11 protein-coding genes are annotated in these 21,050 nt (G+C 64.9%); 4 read left to right on the top strand and 7 right to left on the bottom strand.

Features of this window, described 5'->3' with window-relative positions:
- Positions 1-145: 145 nt before the first annotated feature.
- Genes ccoP through ccoN form a run of 4 tightly spaced genes read right to left on the bottom strand, consistent with a single transcriptional unit; the run spans position 146 to position 3,327 of the window.
- Positions 146-1,087, bottom strand: coding sequence for a cytochrome-c oxidase, cbb3-type subunit III (gene ccoP / locus H620_RS0118275; protein WP_023381405.1), 942 nt, complete (start codon positions 1,085-1,087; stop codon positions 146-148).
- Positions 1,084-1,275, bottom strand: a complete 192-nt coding sequence (locus H620_RS0118270) for a cbb3-type cytochrome oxidase subunit 3 (protein ID WP_023381404.1) — start codon at positions 1,273-1,275, stop codon at positions 1,084-1,086. Before H620_RS0118270 ends, ccoP begins: the two co-directional genes overlap by 4 nt.
- A gap of 5 nt (positions 1,276-1,280) precedes the next feature.
- Positions 1,281-1,889, bottom strand: a complete 609-nt coding sequence (gene ccoO / locus H620_RS0118265; protein ID WP_023381403.1) for a cytochrome-c oxidase, cbb3-type subunit II — start codon at positions 1,887-1,889, stop codon at positions 1,281-1,283.
- A gap of 13 nt (positions 1,890-1,902) precedes the next feature.
- Complete coding sequence (gene ccoN, locus H620_RS0118260) at positions 1,903-3,327, bottom strand: cytochrome-c oxidase, cbb3-type subunit I (RefSeq protein ID WP_023381402.1); 1,425 nt, start codon at positions 3,325-3,327, stop codon at positions 1,903-1,905.
- Between the two features lie 49 nt (positions 3,328-3,376).
- Between ccoN and H620_RS0118255 the strand changes: the two genes are divergently transcribed.
- The gene (locus H620_RS0118255) at positions 3,377-4,069 is read left to right on the top strand and encodes an alpha/beta family hydrolase (protein ID WP_023381401.1); all 693 of its coding nucleotides are present in this window, start codon (positions 3,377-3,379) and stop codon (positions 4,067-4,069) included.
- A gap of 104 nt (positions 4,070-4,173) precedes the next feature.
- Here the strand turns inward: H620_RS0118255 and ppnP are convergent, their stop codons facing one another.
- Positions 4,174-4,458: a pyrimidine/purine nucleoside phosphorylase gene (ppnP, locus tag H620_RS0118250; RefSeq protein WP_023381400.1), complete on the bottom strand. Its 285-nt coding sequence runs from the start codon at positions 4,456-4,458 to the stop codon at positions 4,174-4,176.
- 77 nt (positions 4,459-4,535) lie between these two features.
- Positions 4,536-5,087: a 3'-5' exonuclease gene (locus H620_RS0118245; RefSeq protein ID WP_023381399.1), complete on the bottom strand. Its 552-nt coding sequence runs from the start codon at positions 5,085-5,087 to the stop codon at positions 4,536-4,538.
- 163 nt (positions 5,088-5,250) lie between these two features.
- Here H620_RS0118245 and H620_RS0118240 point away from each other — a divergent pair, with 163 nt between their 5' ends.
- Together H620_RS0118240 and H620_RS0118235 are read left to right on the top strand one after the other, a co-directional pair.
- Positions 5,251-6,051, top strand: a complete 801-nt coding sequence (locus H620_RS0118240) for a substrate-binding periplasmic protein (RefSeq protein ID WP_023381398.1) — start codon at positions 5,251-5,253, stop codon at positions 6,049-6,051.
- A 65-nt stretch (positions 6,052-6,116) separates the two neighbouring features.
- Entirely contained in the window at positions 6,117-7,130 is a 1,014-nt protein-coding gene (locus tag H620_RS0118235; protein ID WP_027907819.1) for a GNAT family N-acetyltransferase, read from the top strand.
- A gap of 106 nt (positions 7,131-7,236) precedes the next feature.
- Here the strand turns inward: H620_RS0118235 and H620_RS0118230 are convergent, their stop codons facing one another.
- Positions 7,237-7,767: an RNA polymerase factor sigma-70 gene (locus H620_RS0118230; RefSeq protein WP_023381396.1), complete on the bottom strand. Its 531-nt coding sequence runs from the start codon at positions 7,765-7,767 to the stop codon at positions 7,237-7,239.
- Positions 7,768-8,106: 339 nt separating this feature from the next.
- Between H620_RS0118230 and H620_RS0118225 the strand changes: the two genes are divergently transcribed.
- Positions 8,107-21,050 (top strand): non-ribosomal peptide synthetase (locus H620_RS0118225; protein ID WP_027907818.1); only part of this gene is annotated, 12,944 nt, incomplete at its 3' end.

Genomic DNA, 21,050 nt, shown 5'->3' with positions numbered 1-21,050 from the left:
TGTTTCAGGCCAATTATTCCCGCGAGGGTTGCGCGGGACGCTATGGCGCTTGGCTCGATGTCGCAGACGTGGGTGCTAGGCTTGCTCGCGATGCGCCGCGCGGGCGGCACTCGATCTCACTGGCGCGAGATTTCCCGCAAGGTAATTACTTGGCACTCACCGTTTCGGTACCGTTGCCCTGCGACAGGCTGTACACATAAGCCGCCAGCAGATGCACCTTGTCGTTGCCCTGGATCTCGGCCTGCGCCGGCATCTGGCCCTGGCGACCATAGCGAATGGTCTGCTGCAACTGGGCAAAACTCGACCCGTAGATGAATGCCTGCGGATGATTCAGGTTCGGCGCGCCCATGGCGGGAGTACCGTTGCCCTCAGGCCCGTGGCAGGCCACGCAGTTGGCGGCGAAGATCTCCTTGCCCTTGGCTGCGTCGGCCTTGATACCCTCGGGCAGGCTGCGGCCGTCGAGGTTGGTCAGCACGTAGGCCGCCACATCGGCCACGCCTTGCTCGCCGATCACCTCGGCCCAGGCCGGCATCACGCCGTGACGGCCGTTCATGATCGAGGCCTTGATGGTCTCCGGCTCGCCGCCCCAACGCCAGTCCTTGTCGGTCAGGTTGGGGAAGCCATACGCGCCCTTGGCATCCGAGCCATGGCAAACCGAGCAGTTGGAGGCGAACAGACGACCGCCCATCTTCAGGGCCTGCGGGTCCTTGGCCACTTCTTCCAACGGCATCGCGGCGAACTTGGCGAAGATCGGACCGAACTTGGCGTCCGCCTTTTCCATTTCCTTCTGCCATTCGTTGGCGCCGGTCCAGCCGTTCTCGTAACCGGGCAGGATGCCTTTCCAGTTACCCAGGCCCGGATACAGGATCAGGTACCCCACGCCAAAGGCCAGGGTGCCGACGAACAGATAGAACCACCACTTGGGCAGTGGGTTGTCGTACTCCTCGATGCCATCGAAGCTGTGGCCCATGGTCTGGTCGGTAGTGTTGTTGCTCTGACCCTTGCGGGTGGCCAGCAGCAGCCAGGCCAGACCGACCAGGCTGCCAAGGGTCAGTACGCTGATGTAGGTACTCCAGAAGGTGGTCATTGCCGTTCATTCCTCATGGCAGGTTCCTGCCCGGCCGGGGGCAGGCGGTCGTCGACGAAGGGCAGAAGGCGCGCTTCGGCGAAATCACGGTCGCGGCGGCGGTTGAATACCCAGAGCGAGAGGCCGATGAAGGCGATCATCACCACCAGGGTGCCCAAGCCGCGGATCATGCCGATGTCCAGTTCCATCGCACTTACCTCTTGTTCTTGATGGCGGTGCCCAGCACCTGCAGGTAGGCGACCAGGGCATCCATCTCAGTCTTGCCCTTCACTGCGTCACGGGCACCGGCGATGTCTTCGTCGGTGTACGGCACGCCGAGGGTGCGCAGGGTGCGCATCTTGGTGTCGGTATGGCTGTTGTCGACCTGCTGGGCGACCAGCCATGGGTACGACGGCATTTTCGATTCAGGTACCACGTTGCGTGGGTTGTAGAGGTGCGCACGGTGCCAGTCGTCCGAGTAGCGACCGCCGACGCGGGCCAGGTCCGGGCCGGTGCGCTTGGAGCCCCACAGGAACGGATGGTCCCAGACGCTCTCACCCGCGACCGAGTAGTGGCCATAGCGCTCGGTCTCGGCGCGGAACGGGCGGATCATCTGCGAGTGGCAACCGACGCAACCTTCGCGGATGTAGATGTCGCGGCCTTCCAGCTGCAGCGCGGTATAGGGCTTCATGCCTTCGACCGGTTTGTTGGTAACGTCCTGGAAGAACAGCGGGACGATCTGGGTCAGGCCGCCGATGCTGACGGCGAACACCATCAACAAGGCCAGCAGGCCAACGTTTTTCTCGATGACTTCATGTTTCATCAGGCAGGACTCCTCAGGCCAGCTGGGCGTTGGCAGGGGTGGCTTCAGCAGCCGGCGCGCGCACGGTGCGCCAGGTGTTCCAGGCCATCAGGAACATGCCACTGAGGAAGATCGCGCCACCGACGAAGCGAACGATGAAGCCTGGGTGGCTGGCAACCAGGGTCTCGACGAACGAGTAGGTGAGCGTGCCGTCGCTGTTCACCGCGCGCCACATCAGGCCCTGAGCGATGCCGTTGACCCACATCGAGGCGATGTACAGCACGGTGCCGATGGTCGCCAGCCAGAAGTGCGCGTTGATCAGGCCGATGCTGTGCATCTGCTGCTTGCCGAACACTTTGGGAATGGTGTGGTAGAGCGCGCCGATGGAGATCATCGCGACCCAGCCGAGGGCGCCGGCATGGACGTGGCCGATGGTCCAGTCGGTGTAGTGGGACAGGGCATTGACCGTCTTGATGGCCATCATCGGGCCTTCGAAGGTGGACATGCCGTAGAACGCCAGGGATACCACCAGGAAACGCAGGATCGGGTCGCTGCGCAATTTGTGCCAGGCACCGGACAGGGTCATCATGCCGTTGATCATGCCGCCCCAGCTTGGTGCCAGCAGGATCAGCGACATCACCATGCCCAGCGACTGTGCCCAGTCGGGCAGAGCGGTGTAGTGCAGGTGGTGCGGACCGGCCCAAATGTACAGGGTGATCAGCGCCCAGAAGTGCACGATCGACAGGCGATAGGAATACACCGGGCGTTCGGCCTGCTTGGGCACGTAGTAGTACATCATCCCCAGGAAGCCTGCAGTCAGGAAGAAGCCCACCGCGTTGTGGCCGTACCACCACTGCACCATCGCATCGGTGGCACCGGCGTACACCGAGTACGACTTGGTCAGGCTCACCGGCAGTTCCAGGTTGTTGACGATGTGCAGCATCGCCACGGTGAGGATGAACGCCCCGAAGAACCAGTTGCCCACGTAGATGTGCTTGGTGGTGCGCTTGATCAGCGTGCCGAAGAACACGATGGCGTAGCAGACCCAGACGATGGTGATCAAGATGTCGATCGGCCATTCCAGTTCGGCGTACTCCTTGGAACTGGTGTAGCCCAGCGGCAGGGTGATGGCCGCGAGCAGGATCACCAGTTGCCAGCCCCAGAAGGTGAACGCAGCCAGGCCCGGAGCGAAGAGGGTGGTCTGGCAGGTGCGTTGCACCGAATAATAGGAGGTGGCGAACAGCGCGCAGCCGCCGAAGGCGAAGATCACCGCATTGGTATGCAGGGGTCGCAGGCGGCCGAAGCTGGTCCAGGGGAGGTCGAAGTTGAGGGAAGGCCAGGCGAGCTGGGCGGCGATGAAGACGCCGAGCCCCATCCCGACGATTCCCCACACCACCGTCATGATGGCGAATTGGCGGACCACCTTGTAGTTATAGGCGGTACTGCTGGTTGTGTTCATGTATGGGTTCCCATCCACGGTTATTGGCAGGCTATACAGCGAGGCAAGCATGAGTAATGGGCAAAGTGCCGGTATTGACGGGGATCAATGGGCGAATATCGGAAATGTCCCAGGCTTGCGCTGCAATCCTCCGCGCCCAGGGCTGGGTGAAGGCCCCGCGGGCGGCCTGATCCTGGCCCATGGCGCGGGCGCGCCAATGGACAGCACGTTCATGGAGGACATCGCGCAAAGGCTGGCGGCGCTTGGGGTAGGCGTGATCCGCTTCGAGTTTCCCTACATGGCCGAGCGCAGGGTGAGTGGCGGCAAACGACCGCCCAATCCTCAGAAGGTATTACTGCAATGCTGGCGCGAGGTGTACCAGCAGGTGCGACCTTTGGTCGCGGGCAGGTTAGCCATTGGCGGCAAGTCGATGGGCGGGCGCATGGCCAGTCTGTTGGCCGACGAACTGGGGGTCGATGCGCTGGTATGCCTGGGGTATCCGTTCTATGCCGTGGGCAAGCCGGAAAAGCCCAGGGTCGAGCACTTGGCTGGGTTGCGTACGCCAACGCTGATCGTGCAGGGCGAGCGGGATGCGCTGGGTAATCGTGAAGCGGTGCAGGGGTATGCGCTGTCGCCTTCGATCGACGTGAGCTGGCTGGTGGCGGCGGATCATGACTTGAAGCCGCTTAAGGCTTCCGGGTTCAGCCATGAGCAGCATTTGCAGGCGGCGGCTGAGCGGGTGGCGGGGTTTCTGAAGGGATAGTCTTGGTTTCATCGCCGGCAAGCCGGCTCCTACAGTTTTTCCGAAGTCGGCGCGATCCCTGTAGGAGTCGGCTTGCCGGCGATGAGGCCAGTGCGGACTAACGCTTAGTCGCGGTACTCACACAGGTAGGCAGTGTCCACCGCCACTTTCAACTGGAACTTGCTGTCGGCCTGCACGTTGAACTTGTCGCCAGCGTTGAAGGTTTCCCAGTTGTCGCTGCCTGGCAGCTTGACGGTCAGGGCGCCGGAAACGACATGCATGATCTCGCGCTTGGCGGTGCCGAACTCGTATTCGCCCGGTGCCATGACGCCAACCGTGGCCGGACCTTCAGTGCCTTCGAAGGCGATCGACTTGACGGTGCCATCGAAGTACTCATTGACCTTGAACATAGGGCGACTCCTGAAATGAGGGGGGATGAAAAAGGGCTGGCCAGTATGCCCAAGGCCACTGGCGCCGTCATCTGCTTTCAGGTGCCGTGGGCCGGCAGTGTCAGGGGCAGCAGGCGCGCCGTATTGCGCGCATCTTCCAGGGCCCGGTGCTGTTGACCGCAAAATTGCAGCCCGGCCAGTTGCAAGGCACCGTTGAGCCCGGTCGGCCGCTGCAGGTGGCGAGCCTTGGCGAAGCGTTGCTTGAGGTTGATGTGCGGCAGGTCTCGCAGCAGGCTGTCGACCTTGTGCTGTTGCCATTCCTGCAATAATTGCTGGCGATCGTAGTCGCCCCAGCTGACCCAGGCCTGCAGCTGGCCCCGATGGTGCCCCAGCCAGCGTTCGAAAGCGACCCACACTTCGGCGAAACCGGCGGCGCTGTCCACGCTGGCCTGGCTGATGTGCGTAAGCTCTCGGCAGAACGGCGTCAGCTGCGGGCGCCGTCTGGGCTTCACGAAGCGCTGGAAATGGTCGACCTCGCGGCCTTCGCGGGTCACCAGGCTGGCGCCGATTTCAATGACTTCCATCTCTGTGACCGGCCAGCCACCGTCATCGGTGGTGGCTTCCAGGTCGATCACCAACCAGTGGCCCATACCAGGCTCCCTTGCCATTCATGCCAAAGCAGCGTAGCCAATGTCTGCCCCCACGGCATCCCCTGGCAAAATGCCGTCACTTTGGCATAACCAGCGGTTGTGCGCCGCTGGGAAAACGCCTAGTTTAGGCGCATCCAGGTACGAACCGTGATGAGTGTCCGTCTTGACTCCAGCGCCCGGCCTAAAAGTGTTGTCTTCCCTGTTGGTACTCGCCGCGCTGTGGCTGGTCACGCCTGCCTGCGTTGCCGGGGCCATCGAAGTGAAGATCGGCGCCGCGCATTTCCCTCCTTATACGGTCCGCCCCGAGCAGGGCGCGGACACCGGCTTGCTGCCACAACTGGTGGAAGCGCTCAACCGGCTGCAGCAGGACTACCGCTTCGTGCTGGTGCCGACCTCCATTCAGCGGCGCTTCGGCGACTTCCAGCAAGGTCGCACCGACATGGCGATTTTCGAGAACCCGCAATGGGGCTGGCAAAGCATTCCGCATCAGACCGTGGACATGGGCCTCGAGGATGCCGAGGTATTCGTCGCCAAGAAGCTCGACAACCGTGATCAGCGCTACTTCGATGACCTGAGGGGGAAGCGGCTGGCGCTGTTCAATGGCTACCACTACGCATTCGCCGCTTTCAACCCCGACCCGAACTACCTACGCAAGACCTACAACGCGACGCTGACCTATTCCCATGACAGCAACCTGTTGATGGTTCAGGCCGGCCGCTCCGACATCGCCCTGGTGACCCGTTCCTACCTGAGCGATTTCATGGTGCGCAACCCGGAAAGCCTGGCGCAGTTGATGGCCTCGGAGCGGGTCGACCAGGTCTACCACCACTACGCGTTGCTCCGCCCCGATGCCCCCATCAGCGACAAGGCGTTCGCCGGGTTGCTGCGTGACCTGCGAGAGACCGGCGAACTGTCGCGGATCTTCCAGCCATACCGCATTACCGTGGAAACCCCCGGCGACTAAATTCCTGCAGCGTGGTCACGTTTTCAGGTGTGAGCCTTTCTATTCTCTACCTGTGAGCCATGACCATGCCGTTCGATGCCGCTTCGCAGCCCTTGTCCCTGCCACGCTGGCGCAGCCTGAGCGCCGATGAGGGAGACTGCTGGCTGAGCCTGACCCTTGAAGGTCGCCCGTTGATCCGGGTGCGCCTGGAGCCGGCTGAAACCCTGCACGTTCACCTCGAACGCCTTTGCCCGGAGCGTCCGTACCAAGCCTTGTGGGCCGCGTGCTATTGGTTGCTGTCGCGCGACCCCGCGCGCCAGCGCCTGGCCTGGCGTCTGCCCGAGCCTGTGCCGCAGGCATTGACCAGCGGCCTATTGCTGAGTGCCGACCAGCCGGGGCACTACCTGTGCGAACGCACCCTGTTCTGGCAATTGCCCCAGCCCTGGCTGGGCCTGGTCGCCAGCGAGCCCTATCCGCAGCAGATGCAGATCAGCCATGGCAAGCGTCACCCCCGCCGTGCACCGAAACCCCGTGGTGAGGTGTATCGCCGTTTCGATGCCCGCCTGGGCAGCTGGGTATCGTTGCGCACCCTGGAAATCGACCAGGACCTGGAGCGTTTCAACCGCTGGCAGAACAATCCGCGCGTCGAGCGGTTCTGGCAGGAGGGCGGCTCCCTGGAGCAGCATCGCGAATACCTGACCAAGCTCGACGCCGACCCTCATACCCTGACGCTGATCGGCTGTTTCGATGACCAGCCTTTTGCCTACTTCGAAGCCTACTGGGCGAAAGAGGACCGCATCGCTCCGTTCTACCCTGCGGACGATTACGATCGAGGCGTGCATATGCTGGTGGGCGAGGAGACGCACCGAGGGCCGCACAAGGTCGCGAGCTGGTTATCGGCCCTGGTGCATTACCTGTTCCTGGACGACCCGCGTACCCAGCGGGTGGTGGCCGAACCACGCGCCGACAATGGCAAGATGATCGGCTACATGCACGACCAGTGCTTCCACTGCGAGAAAGAGTTCGACTTCCCGCACAAGCGTGCGGCGCTGATGATCCTGGGGCGCGAGCGCTTCTTCGATCATTGCAAGCTGGTTTGACGGTATCTCAACAAGAACTGCGCAGCCCGGGTGGGAGCGCCGGGTGGGAGCGGCCTTTTATCGCGAAGAGGCCGCTCCCCGGGGGGCGGAAAACGGCCTGAAAAACTCAGGCCTGTCGGCTGGCCGTCTTGCGGCAATGTACCAGGGCGTCGCGAATCATGAAATTCACCAGCGTTGGCGACACGCCCAGTTCCTTGGCGATGTCCTTCTGTGGCACGCCGTGCAGGCGGTACATCTCAAAGGCGTAGCGAGTGCGCTGCGGCAGTTCGTTGAGCGCATCGGCAATGTGCTCCAGGGTGGCGAGGTTGATGTGCGTAGCTTCCGGCGAGGCGTTCTGGAGGACCACATTCAGGCCTTCCTCTTCACTCCCGGAGTACTTCAGTTCCATCGCCTGCTTGCGGTAGTGGTCGATGGCCAGGTTACGCACGATCTGAAACAGGTAGCTGAGCTGGGCCTTGAATGACGAGGTGATCTGCGGAGCAGCGCTCAGACGGAAGAAAGCGTCCTGTACGACATCTTCAGCGCGTGAGCGACAACCCGTGATGCGGGCGGCGATCTTCACCAGAATGCTGCGATTGTCGACGAATGCCTGGAGTAATGGTGAATCGCACTTACTTGTGGATAGTTGTTCCGCCATGGAAATCACCTTGTCTCAGATGGGAGAGGTCGCACCCCATGTGGGGTAGCTTCCTACGACGTGCGACAAGCTATTCGTAATGATAATTAATGTCAAATACGAAACGTAATTAGTAAATATAACCTTCGGGAATATCCGCTACGAAGCCGCCGTGGGCGCGAGCGTGCTCACGATGCGCCGTGGGCGGTGTTCTGCCCGCGCCCTATTTCCATCCCTCCCGACGCTAATTTCTTCCCCCACCAATCCGTTCACCTGTGTACATCCGGCCGCCGAGCGCTGCCCGCCGACCACCGCGTGGGCAGCTGGCCCGACTTACCCAGACACTGGCAGGAACCCCCCATGACGGACGCCTTCGAACTCCCGCTCACGCTGGTCCAGGCCCTGGCGCAACGCGCCGCGCAGACACCGGACCGCATCGCCTTGCGCTTTCTGGCCGATGACCCCAGCGAGCAGGCCGTGCTTAGCTACCGGGACCTGGACGCGCGCGCTCGCACCATAGCCGCCGCCCTGCAGGCGCGAACCGCACGAGGGGACCGCGCCGTGCTGCTGTTCCCAAGCGGCCCGGATTACGTTGCGGCGTTCTTCGGTTGCCTGTATGCCGGCGTCATCGCCGTTCCGGCCTACCCGCCGGAGTCATCGCGCCGCCATCATCAAGAGCGCCTGCTGTCGATCATCGACGACGCCGAGCCGCGCCTGCTGCTGACCGTCACTGCGCTGCACGACAGCCTGCAGGGCCTGGAAGCCTTGAGCGCGGACAATGCTCCGGCACTGTTGGCGGTGGACAGCCTGGACCCTGCGCTGGCGGCGTCCTGGCGCGAACCTGCGCTGGCGTGCGATGACATCGCCTTCCTGCAGTACACCTCCGGCTCCACCGCCCTGCCCAAAGGGGTCCAGGTCAGTCACGGCAACCTGGTGGCCAATGAGCAACTCATTCGCCATGGTTTCGGCATCGACCTGAACCCGGACGATGTGATCGTCAGCTGGCTGCCGCTTTACCACGACATGGGCCTGATCGGCGGCCTATTGCAGCCGATCTTCAGCGGTGTGCCGTGTGTGTTGATGTCGCCAGGCTACTTCCTCGCCAGGCCGCTGCGTTGGTTGCAGGCGATCAGCGCGTACGGCGGCACCATCAGTGGCGGCCCTGACTTCGCCTACCGACTGTGCAGCGAGCGGGTCAGCGAGGCGGCCCTGGCCGGGCTCGACCTCAGCCGGTGGCGCGTGGCGTATTCCGGCTCCGAGCCCATCCGCCAGGACAGCCTCGCCACCTTCGCCGACAAGTTCCAGTCCTGCGGTTTCCAACCGAGCAGCTTCTTTGCCAGTTACGGCCTGGCCGAGGCCACGCTGTTCGTCAGCGGCAGCCGTCGTGGCCAGGGTATCGCTGCGTTGGAACTGGACGCCGAAGCGTTTGCCGCCAACCGCGCCGAGCCGGGCGAGGGCAGTGTGCTGATGAGCTGTGGTTATCCGCAGCCTGGACACGCTGTGCGTATCGTCGAGCCACAACGGCTCGAGGTGCTGAGTGACAACCAGGTGGGCGAGATCTGGGCGGGTGGCCCGAGCATCGCCCTGGGCTACTGGCGCAACCGTGAGGCCACTGCCCGGACCTTCGTCGAGGCGGACGGCCAGACCTGGCTGCGCACCGGCGACCTGGGGTTCATGCGCGATGGCGAGGTGTTCGTCACCGGTCGCCTGAAGGACATGCTCATCGTCCGTGGGCAGAATCTGTACCCGCAAGATCTGGAAAGAACCCTCGAGCGTGAAGTGGCGGTGCTACGCAAAGGTCGCGTAGCGGTGTTCGCCGTCGACGATCAGGGCGAGGAGGGCATTGGCGTTGCGGTAGAGGTCAGCCGCAGCGTGCAGAAGGCCGTCGAGCCTCACGAACTGATCAAGGCCCTGCGCCAGGTGATCGCTGATGCCTGCCGTCAGGCCCCCGCCGTGGTGTTGCTGCTCAATCCCGGCGCGCTGCCCAAGACCTCAAGCGGCAAGCTGCAACGCTCGGCCTGCCGTCTGCGCATGAGCGACGGTAGCCTGGACTGCTATGCGCGTTACCCGGCACCTGCCGAGCCGGCCATCGCCACGGCCGTTGGCGACGCTCTGCAGGCGCGCATCGCGACAGCCTGGCGCGAGGTGCTCAAGGTCGAAGCGGTGGCCGCGGACGATCACTTCCTGCTGCTGGGCGGCAACTCCATCGCTGCTACCCAGGTGACTGCACGCCTGGCCGACGAGTTGGGCATCGACCTGGGGCTGCGCACGCTGTTCGAAGCGCCCATCCTGGCGGACTACCGTGCTGCCGTGGCGGCCATCCTTGCCCAGGGCAGTGCCAAGGCGACGGTTATCAGCAGCCTGAGCCGTGGCCAGGCGCTGCCACAGTCGCTGGCGCAGAACCGCCTGTGGTTGCTGTGGCAGCTGGCGCCGCAGTCGGCGGCCTACAACATTCCCGCCGGCCTGCACTTGCGCGGCGAGCTGGACGTCGCTGCACTGGAAGCTGCGTTCCAGGCCCTGGTGGCCCGCCATGAATCGCTGCGTACGCTGTTCAGCGAAGAAGGCGGCCAGGCGTTGCAGCGGATCCTGCCCGAGCGACCGTTCACTCTAAAGCGCGTGGACCTCCAAGGGCTGAGCGCCGATGACGTGGCGAGGCTGCGTGAGGAGGAGGCCCAGCATCCGTTCGACCTGACCGGCGACCCGCTGTTGCGGGTGACCCTGGTGCGCCTGGATGACGAGGACCATCAGCTGTGGGTGACCCTGCACCACATCATTGCCGATGGCTGGTCGCTGAACATCCTGCTCGATGAGTTCGCCAAGTTGTATGCCGCACATTGCCAGGGCCTGCAAGCCAACCTCGCTCCCCTGTCGCTAGGCTATGCCGACTACGGCAACTGGCAGCGGCAGTGGCTGGCCGATGGCCAGGCGCAGCGCCAGTTGGCGTACTGGAAGGCCCGTCTGGGCGATGAACTGCCGGTGCTCGACCTGTGCACCGACCATCCGCGCTCCGCCCTGCGCGACCGGCGCGCCGCGCGCCTCAACCTCAAGGTGTCGGCCAAGTTGGGCGACGCCATCAAAGGCCTGGCCCGAGAGCAGCAGGCGAGTCTGTTCATGGTCCTGCTGGCGGCATGGCAAGGCCTGTTGCACCGCTACAGCGGCCAGAACGACCTCTGCGTCGGCGTGCCCAATGCCAACCGTCCGCGCCTGGAAACCCAGGGCATGGTCGGCTTCTTCATCAACACCCAGGTGCTGCGCGCCAAGCTCCATGGCCGTCTGCCGTTCCAGCAGTTGCTGGCGCAGGTGCGCCAAGCGACCCTTGAAGCCCAGGCCAACCAGGACCTGCCGTTCGAACAACTGCTCGAAGCCTTGCCCGAAGCGCGCGAGCAAGGCCTGTTCCAAGTCATGTTCAACCACCAGCAACGCGACCTGTCTGCCCTGCGCCGGCTGCCCGGCCTTCTGGCCGAAGAGCTGCCGTGGCATAGCCGCGAAGCCAAGTTCGACCTGCAACTGCACAGCGAGGAAGACCACCAGGGCCGCCTGAGCCTGGCGTTCGACTACGCTGCCGAACGGTTCGAAGCCAGCACCATCGAGCGCCTGGCCCAGCACCTGCTGGCGTTGTTGGAGCAAGTCTGCGCCCAACCGCGGATGGCCTTGGGCGAGGTTCGTTTGCTGGATGAGCAGGGCCGCGAGCAACTGCTGGGTTGGGGCCAGGCCCCGATGCCAGCCCCTAAGAGCCTGCTGTTAGGGCAACTGAACGAGCAGGCCCGGCTGACCCCGCAGCGCACGGCGCTGGTGTGGGAGGGCGGTAGCCTCGATTACGCCGAACTGCACCAGCAGGCCAACCGGCTGGCCCACTACCTGCGCGACAAAGGCGTCGGCCCGGACACCTGCGTTGCCATTGCCATCGAGCGTTCACCGCAACTGCTGATCGGCCTGTTGGCCATTCTCAAGGCCGGTGGCGCCTATGTGCCGCTGGATGTCGATTACCCGGCCGAGCGTCTGGCCTACATGCTCGAAGACTGCAAGGCCGGCCTGCTGCTCAGTCACAGTGGCCTGCTCGACAGGCTGCCGCAGGTGGACGGCGTCAGCGCCATCGCACTCGACCAACTGCACCTGGACAGTTGGCCAAGCCAGGCGCCTGGCCTGCATCTGGATGGGGATAACCTGGCCTACGTGATCTACACCTCCGGCTCAACCGGACAACCCAAGGGCGTCGGCAATACCCACGCGGCCCTTGCCGAACGCCTGCAATGGATGCAGGCCACCTACGGCCTGAACGACAGCGACGTGCTGATGCAAAAGGCGCCGATCAGTTTCGATGTGTCGGTGTGGGAGTGCTTCTGGCCGCTGGTCACCGGCTGCCGCCTGGTGCTGGCCGGCCCCGGCGAGCATCGCGACCCGCACCGCATCGCGGCGCTGGTGCAGCAGCATGGCGTGACCACGCTGCACTTCGTCCCGCCGTTGCTGCAAGTGTTCGTGCAAGAGCCGCTGACTGCCGGCTGCACCAGCCTGCGGCGAGTGTTCTCCGGTGGCGAGGCGCTGTCGGCGAACCTGCGTGACCGTGTGCTGCAAGTGCTACCGCAGGTGCAGTTGCACAACCGTTATGGCCCGACCGAAACTGCGATCAACGTTACCCACTGGCATTGCCAGGCAGAGGATGGTGAGCGTTCACCCATCGGCCGCCCGCTGGGGAATGTGATCTGCCGGGTGCTGGATGACGAGATGGAACTGACCGCCCCGGGTGTGCCGGGCGAACTGTACCTGGGCGGTGCGGGTCTGGCGCGGGGCTATCTGGGCCGTCCGGGCCTGACCGCCGAACGCTTCGTGCCCCAGGCCGATGGTAACGGCGAACGCTTGTACCGCAGTGGCGACCGTGCCCGCTGGCAGATGCAGGTCCAGGCGCTGGAGTACCTGGGTCGCCTCGATCAGCAGGTGAAAGTGCGCGGGTTCCGCGTCGAGCCCGAAGAGGTCCAGGCCTGCCTGCTGAGCCAGTCCGGTGTCGACCAGGGCCTGGTGCTCATCCACAAGGATGGGATCAGTGCACGACTGGTCGGCTACTACAGTGGCACCGCCCAGCCTGAAGCGCTGGTGGCGGCCCTGGCAGAGCGGTTGCCGGCCTACATGGTCCCTGCGCAGTTGATTGCGCTGGCGCACCTGCCGCTGGGCCCCAGCGGCAAGGTCGATCGCAAGGCCTTGCCTGCGCCGGTCTGGCAGCAGCGCGAACATATCGAGCCACGAACTGCGTTGCAGCAAGAGGTGGCGGCCATCTGGCGCGCGGTGCTCAACCTGCCACGTATCGGCCTGCAGGACGACTTCTTCGACCTTGGCGGCCACTCGCTGCTGGCTACCCAGATCGTCTCCCGCACCCGCCAGGCCTGCGATGTCGAGCTGCCGCTCAAAGCCTTGTTCGAAGCCAGCGAGCTGGGCGCTTTCTGCGCCGAGATCGCTCGCATCCGCGAGGCTGGCGAGCGCAACCTGCAAGGCGAGATCGCACGTGTCGACCGCCGTCAGGCCGTGCCGCTGTCTTACTCTCAGCAGCGCATGTGGTTCCTCTGGCACATGGAGCCGGACAGCCCGGCCTATAACGTCGGTGGTATGGCCCGGCTGCGTGGCACTCTGGATGTGGAGGCCTTCGAGCGTGCCTTGCAGGCGCTGATCGTGCGCCATGAAACCCTGCGTACCACCTTCCCGAGCATCGACGGCGTGCCGTACCAGTGCGTTGCCGAGCACAGCGGCCTGCAGCTCGATTGGCAAGACTTCAGCACCTTGCCTGCCGATTCCCGCCAGCATCGTTTGCAGCAACTGGCCGATGCCCAGGCGCACCAGCCGTTCGACCTGGAGCGCGGCCCGCTGCTGCGTGCGTGCCTGACCAAGACCGAGGCGCACGAGCACTTCTTCGTCCTGACCTTGCACCACATCGTCACCGAAGGCTGGGCCATGGACATCTTCGCCCGCGAGCTGGGCGAGCTGTACGAGGCCTTTGTCGACGCGCGCGAATCGCCATTGGCGCCGCTGCCGGTGCAGTACCTCGACTACAGCGTGTGGCAACGCCAGTGGCTGGAGAGCGGTGAGGGCACCCGTCAGCTGGCCTACTGGAAAGCCCGCCTGGGCGATGAACACCCGGTGCTGGCCCTGCCGTCCGACCGCCCGCGCCCGGCCGTGCAGAGCCACCGGGGGGAGCTGTATCGCTTCGACCTCGACCCGGCGCTGGTGGCGCGCGTGCATGCCTTCAACAGCCAACGTGGCCTGACGTTGTTCATGACCATCACCGCCACGCTGGCCGCATTGCTGCACCGCTACAGTGGCCAGCGCGACCTGCGCATCGGCGCGCCGGTGGCCAACCGTATTCGTCCCGAGAGCGAGGGGCTAATCGGCGCCTTCTTGAACACCCAGGTGCTGCGCTGCGAGATGGACGGACAGATGACCGGCACCGCGCTGCTCGATCAGGTGCGCCAGGTCGCCATCGAGGCCCAGTCGCACCAGGACCTGCCGTTCGACCAACTGGTCGAAGCCCTGCAGCCGCCGCGCAGCAGTGCCTACAACCCGCTGTTCCAAGTCATGTGCAACGTCCAGCGCTGGGCCTTTCAGCAGCGCCGCGAACTGGCGGGCATGCAGGTGGACTACCTGGTCAACGACGCCAGTGCCACCAAGTTCGACCTTTATCTGGAGGTCACCGACCTGGACGGCCGCCTCGGCTGCTGCCTGACCTACAGCCGCGACCTGTTCGACGAACCGCGCATCGCGCGCATGGCCGAGCACTGGCAGCAGTTGCTGGTCGGCCTGCTCGACGATCCTCAACGACGTCTGTGCGAGTTGCCGATGCTGAGCCACACCGAGCAGCAGGTGCTGGTGGGCCATTTGCAGGGCGAGCCGGACCACGGACTCAACCAGACCCTTCACGGCCTGTTCGCCATCCAGGCAGCCAGTACCCCGCAAGCCCTGGCACTGACCTTCGCCGGCCAGCACCTGAGCTACGCCGAGCTGGACCAACGGGCCAACCGCCTGGCCCGGGCCCTGCGCGAGCGCGGTGTCGGCCCGCAGGTACGGGTGGGCCTGGCCCTCGAGCGCTCGTTGGAGATGGTCGTCGGCCTGTTGGCCATTCTCAAGGCCGGCGGTGCCTATGTGCCGCTGGACCCCGAATACCCGCTCGACCGTTTGCACTACATGATCGAGGACAGCCGCATCGGCCTGTTTCTGAGCCAGCGCACGCTGCTGGAGGCGCTCGGCGAGCTGCCCGATGGCGTGGCCCGCTGGAGCCTCGAAGATGATGCCGTCAGCCTGTCCGCCTACAGCGATGCGCCGCTGGACAACCTCAACCTGCCACAGCACCAGGCGTACCTGATCTACACCTCCGGCTCTACCGGCAAGCCCAAGGGCGTGGTGGTCAGCCACGGTGAAATCGCCATGCACTGCCAGGCGGTGATCGCCGCCTTCGGCATGCGTAGCGACGACTGCGAGCTGCACTTCTATTCGATCAACTTCGACGCAGCCAGCGAGCGCCTGCTGGTGCCGCTGCTGTGCGGTGCCCGCGTGGTGCTGCGCGCACAGGGGCAGTGGGGCGCCGAGGACATTTGCCAACTGGTGCGCGAACAACAGGTGAGCGTGCTGGGCTTCACCCCGAGCTATGGTAGCCAGCTGGCCCAGTACCTGGCGGGGCGGGGCGAGCAACTGCCGGTGCGCCTGGTCATCACCGGCGGCGAGGCGCTGACCGGCGAGCACCTGCAACGCATTCGCCAGGCCTTCGCGCCGCAACAGTTCTTCAACGCCTACGGGCCGACCGAAACGGTGGTGATGCCGCTGGCCTGCCTGGCGCCGCAGACCCTGCCCGCCGATGCCGGCAGCGTGCCGATCGGCCGGGTGATCGGCGCACGTAGCGCGTACATTCTCGACGAGGACCTGGCGCTCCTGCCCCAGGGCGGCATCGGCGAGCTGTACATCGGTGGTGCGGGTTTGGCCCAGGGTTACCACGACCGCCCCGGGCTCACTGCCGAACGCTTCGTCGCCGACCCATTCAGCCATGATGGCGGTCGCCTGTACCGCACCGGCGACCTGGTGCGCCTGCGTGCCGACGGGTGTGTGGAGTACATCGGGCGTGCCGACCAGCAAGTGAAGATCCGCGGTTTCCGGATCGAGCTTGGCGAGATCGAGAGCCGCCTGCAGGAGCATGCCGATGTCGACGACGCGGTGGTCCTGGCAATCGACCTGCCCGGTGGCAAGCAACTGGTGGGCTACCTGGTGTGCAGGCAGGCCACGGCGAGCGCCGAGGCCCAGGCCTCGCTGCGCGAAGCGATCAAGGCCGATGCCCGCCAGCACCTGCCGGACTACATGGTACCGGCGCACCTGGTGCTGCTCGACAGCCTGCCACTGACGGGCAACGGCAAGCTCGATCGCCGCGCACTGCCGCTGCCGGATCTCCAGCAAGCCCAACAGCATTACCTGGCCCCGAGCAACGAAGTCGAGGCACAGTTGGTGCAGCTCTGGTGTGAGGTGCTCAATGCTGCCCGCGTGGGCGTGCAGGACAACTTCTTCGAACTGGGCGGCGACTCGATCCTGTCGATCCAGGTGGTCAGCCGTGCCCGTCAGCTGGGCCTGCAGTTCACCCCGCGCGACCTGTTCCAGCACCAGACCATCCAGACCCTCGCCGCCGTGGTCAGCCGCAGTGCAGCGCCAAGCGACATCGAGCAGGGCTTGCGGCAGGGGCGTAGTGGCCTGACGCCGATCCAGCACTGGTTCTTCGACAGCCAGGCCACCCAGCCACAACACTGGAACCAGGCTGTGCTGCTGCAAGCTCGCCAAGCACTGGACAGCACGGTGCTGGAGCGCGCCCTGGCCGGCCTGGTGGAACACCACGACAGCCTGCGCCTGCGCTTCGTCCAGGCCAATGGCCGTTGGCAAGCCGAGTATGCGGCGTCGGCCAGCCAGCAGTTGCTGTGGACCGCCACGGTCAGCGACTTCGACGACTGCCAGGCGCTGTACACCGACGTGCAGCGCAGCCTCGACCTGCACCAAGGCCCACTGCTGCGCGCCTTGCTGGTGAGCGATGGGCAGGGCGCACAGCGCCTGTTGCTGGCGATCCACCACCTGGTGGTCGACGGTGTGTCCTGGCGTGTCTTGCTCGAAGACCTGCAAGCGCTCTACCGTGGCCAGACGCTCGCTGCCAAGACCCATGCCATGGGCGACTGGGCAGCACGCTTGGCCAGCTACGCCGGCAGTGACTCGCTAAGAGACGAGCTGGATTGGTGGCAGAGGCAACTCGGCAATGTGCGCCACGAGTTGCCATGCGATCACCCTCAGGGCGGTAACCTGAACCGGCATGCGCGCACGCTGGCCATCGGCCTGGACGTGGAGCAGACCCGTCGGTTGCTTCAGCAGGCCCCGGCGGCTTACCACACCCAGGTCAATGACCTGCTGTTGACCGCGCTGGCCCGTGTCCTGTGCCGCTGGAGCGAGGACGAAACCGTACTGGTGCAGCTCGAAGGTCATGGCCGTGACGGGCTGTTCGAGGACATGGACCTGACTCGCAGCGTCGGCTGGTTCACCAACGCCTATCCGCTGTGCCTGAAGCCAGCGGTAGGCGACGACGAAAGCGCCCGCGCCACGTCCATCAAGCACATCAAGGAACAACTGCGCCAGGTACCGCACAAAGGTCTGGGTTACGGCGTGCTGCGCTACCTTGCCGATGACGTCGGGCGCGAGCGCATGGCGGCCCTGGCGCAGGCACGCATCACCTTCAACTACCTCGGGCAGTTCGACCAGCAGTTCGATGCCGCCGCGCTATTCCAGCCGCTGGATGCGCCAGCGGGCCTGGCCCATGACCTCGATGCGCCGCTGCCGAACTGGCTCAGCGTCGACGGCCAGGTCTATGGCGGCGCCTTGCAACTGCGCTGGACCTACAGCGCCGAGCGCTACGACGACTCGACCATCGCCCGTCTGGCCGAGGCCTATCGCCAAGAGTTGCTCGCACTGGTCGAGCATTGCCTGGCCGATGGCAACGGCAGCTTCACCCCATCAGATTTCCCCCTGGCTCGCCTGACCCAGGAGCAGATCGACGCCTTGCCGGTACCCGCCGACGAGATCGAAGACGTCTACCCGCTGACGCCGATGCAGGAAGGCCTGCTGTTGCACACGCTGCTGGAACCCGGCACCGGCATCTACTACATGCAAGACCGCTACCGCATCAACAGCGCGCTGGACCCTGAACGCTTCACCCAGGCCTGGCAGGCCGTGGTGGCGCGCCACGAAGCCTTGCGCGCATCGTTCAGCTGGAACGCTGGCGAGGCGATGCTGCAGATCATCCACAAACCCGCCAGAACGCCGGTGGATTACCAAGACTGGCGTGGCCTGGACGACGCCACCCAGGAGGCGCGTTTGCACGCCCTGCACAAGCAGGAGCGCGAGGCCGGTTTCGCGCTGCTGCGCGAGGCGCCGTTCCACCTGCGTCTGGTGCGGGTTGCCGACGAGCGCTACTGGTTCATGATGAGCAACCACCACATCCTCATCGACGCCTGGTGCCGTTCGCTGCTGATGAACGACTTCTTCGAGCTCTACCAGGCCCTCGGCGAAGGTCGCCAGGCCCAATTACCGGTACCGCCGCGCTACCGCGACTACATCGGCTGGCTGCAGCGCCAGGACCTGGACGAAGCCCGTGCCTGGTGGCGGGCCAACCTGGCCGGCTTCGAGCGCGCCACCGCCATCCCGAGCGATCGCCCGCTGCGCCATGATCGTGCCGGCGACGGCATGGTGGTCGGCGATTGCTACACCCGCCTTGAGGTCGGCGAAGGTGTGCGCCTGCGTGAGCTGGCCCAAGCCCATCAGCTTACCGTCAACACCTTCGCCCAGGCGGCCTGGGCCCTGGTGCTGGCGCGCTACAGCGGCGACCGCGACGTCGCCTTTGGCGTGACCGTGGCCGGACGCCCGGTGAGCATGCCGCAAATGCAGCGCACCGTTGGCCTGTTCATCAACAGTATCGCCCTGCGCGTACAGCTGCCCGACGCGGGCCAGCGCCGCAGCGTGCGCCAGTGGCTGCAAGGGCTGCTTGAGCGCAACATGGAGCTGCGCGAGTACGAGTACCTGCCGTTGGTGGCGATTCAGGAATGCAGCGAACTGCCCAAGGGTCAGCCGCTGTTCGACAGCCTGTTCGTGTTCGAGAACGCCCCGGTGGAAACCGCCGTGCTTGACCACGCCCAGCACCTGAATGCCAGCTCCGACTCGGGCCGCACCCACACCAACTTCCCGCTGACCGCCGTGTGCTATCCAGGCGATGACCTGGGCCTGCACCTGTCGTTCGACCAGCGCTACTTCGACTATCCGACCGTCGAACGCCTGCTGGCTGAGTTCAAGCGTCTGCTGCTGGCCTTGGTCGAGGGCTTCGAAGGCGATGTCAGCGAGCTGCCGTTGCTGGGGGTCGAAGAGCAGCGCTTCCTGCTTGAAGACTGCAACCGCACCGAGCGTGCCTACGCCCTTGATCAGAGCTATGTCGAGCTGTTCGAGGCTCAGGTCGCCGCCAGCCCTGAGCGAACCGTCGCCCGCTGCCTGGAGGCGTCGTACGACTACGCCGGCCTGAACCTGGCGGCCAACCGGCTGGGCCATGCATTGGTCGCCGTCGGCGTGGCCATCGACCAGCCAGTGGCCCTGTTGGCCGAGCGCGGCTTGCCGCTGCTGGGCATGATCGTCGGCAGTTTCAAGGCCGGAGCAGGCTACCTGCCGCTGGATCCGGGCCTGCCGACGACGCGGCTGCAGCGCATCGTTGAACTCAGCCGCACCCCGGTGCTGGTGTGCAGCGCGGCCTGTGCCGAGCAGGCGCGCCAGTTGCTCGATGAGCTGGGCGGCGTGATGCGGCCGAAGCTGTTGGTCTGGGAAGAGGTGCAAGCCAGCCGTGTCGCCAGTCATAACCCCGGCATTCACAGCGGGCCGGACAACCTGGCCTATGTGATCTACACCTCCGGTTCCACCGGTTTGCCCAAAGGCGTGATGGTCGAGCAGCGCGGCATGCTCAACAACCAGCTGAGCAAGGTGCCGTACCTGGCACTGAGCGAGCAGGACGTGATCGCCCAGACTGCCTCGCAGAGCTTCGACATTTCGGTCTGGCAGTTCCTGGCCGCGCCGCTGTTCGGGGCCAGGGTCGAGATCGTGCCGAATGCCATTGCCCATGACCCGCAAGGCTTGCTGGCCCACGTTCAAACCACCGGTATCACTGTGCTGGAAAGCGTGCCTTCGTTGATTCAGGGCATGTTGGCCAACGACCACCAGACCCTGGATGGGTTGCATTGGATGCTGCCCACTGGCGAAGCCATGCCACCGGAGCTGGCGGCGCAGTGGCTGCAGCGTTACCCGGCCATTGGCCTGGTTAACGCCTACGGCCCGGCGGAGTGTTCGGACGATGTGGCGTTCTTCCGCGTCGATGCTGACTCCGCCCGCGGTAGCTACCTGCCCATCGGAACGCCGACTGACAACAACCGTCTGTACCTGTTTGGAGAAGACCTGACACTGGCGCCACTGGGCGCGGTGGGTGAGCTGTGTGTTGCCGGTACCGGCGTCGGTCGTGGTTATGTGAGCGACCCGGTGCGCACAGCGCAGGCCTTCGTCCCGCATCCCTATGGCGCGCCGGGTGAGCGCCTGTACCGCACCGGCGACCTGGCGCGCCAGCGGCCGGATGGCGTGTTCGAGTATGTCGGGCGTATCGACCACCAAGTGAAGATCCGCGGTTTCCGCATCGAGCTAGGCGAGATCGAGGCGCGTCTGCACGAGCAGGCCGAGCTTCGCGATGCCGCTGTCGGTGTCCAGGACGGCGTCAACGGCAAGCACCTGGTCGGCTACCTGGTCGCCCATCAAGGCGTCGTCGCCGACGCTGCGTTGCTTGAGCAGGTCAAGCAGCGCCTGCGCAGCGAACTGCCGGAATACATGGTGCCGCTGCACTGGGGCTGGTTCGACAGCTTGCCGCACAACGCCAACGGCAAGCTTGACCGCAAGGCCCTACCGGCTATCGATATCGGCGGCCAGCACAGCCAGGCCTATGTTGCACCGCGCAATCCGCTGGAAGAGACACTGGCCGGCATCTGGGCCGATGTGCTCAAGGCCGAACGGGTAGGGGTGTGCGACAACTTCTTCGAGCTGGGCGGGCATTCGCTGCTGGCCACGCAGATCGCTTCGCGGGTGCAGAAGCAGTTGCAATTGAACGTGCCACTGCGGGCGATGTTCGAGTGCAGCACGGTGGAGGCGTTGGCTGAGTATGTGCAAGGGCTGCGCGACAGTGCGCTTGATGACGACAAGGTCGACCGGCTGAGTGATCTGATGGCGGAGCTGGA

It is taken from the genome of Pseudomonas taiwanensis DSM 21245 (assembly GCF_000425785.1).
Lineage (GTDB): Bacteria > Pseudomonadota > Gammaproteobacteria > Pseudomonadales > Pseudomonadaceae > Aquipseudomonas > Aquipseudomonas taiwanensis.
Note: the sequence above shows the minus strand (reverse complement) of the source record. Positions and strands in the feature narration are given on the sequence as shown.

Coding starts and splice junctions, on each gene's coding strand:
- H620_RS0118230 (WP_023381396.1), bottom strand. CDS start 7,767: ATGGCGGAACAACTATCCACAAGTAAGTGCGATTCACCATTACTCCAG.
- ccoP (WP_023381405.1), bottom strand. CDS start 1,087: ATGACCACCTTCTGGAGTACCTACATCAGCGTACTGACCCTTGGCAGC.
- ppnP (WP_023381400.1), bottom strand. CDS start 4,458: ATGTTCAAGGTCAATGAGTACTTCGATGGCACCGTCAAGTCGATCGCC.
- H620_RS0118270 (WP_023381404.1), bottom strand. CDS start 1,275: ATGGAACTGGACATCGGCATGATCCGCGGCTTGGGCACCCTGGTGGTG.
- ccoN (WP_023381402.1), bottom strand. CDS start 3,327: ATGAACACAACCAGCAGTACCGCCTATAACTACAAGGTGGTCCGCCAA.
- H620_RS0118255 (WP_023381401.1), top strand. CDS start 3,377: ATGAGTAATGGGCAAAGTGCCGGTATTGACGGGGATCAATGGGCGAAT.
- H620_RS0118235 (WP_027907819.1), top strand. CDS start 6,117: ATGCCGTTCGATGCCGCTTCGCAGCCCTTGTCCCTGCCACGCTGGCGC.
- H620_RS0118245 (WP_023381399.1), bottom strand. CDS start 5,087: ATGGGCCACTGGTTGGTGATCGACCTGGAAGCCACCACCGATGACGGT.
- ccoO (WP_023381403.1), bottom strand. CDS start 1,889: ATGAAACATGAAGTCATCGAGAAAAACGTTGGCCTGCTGGCCTTGTTG.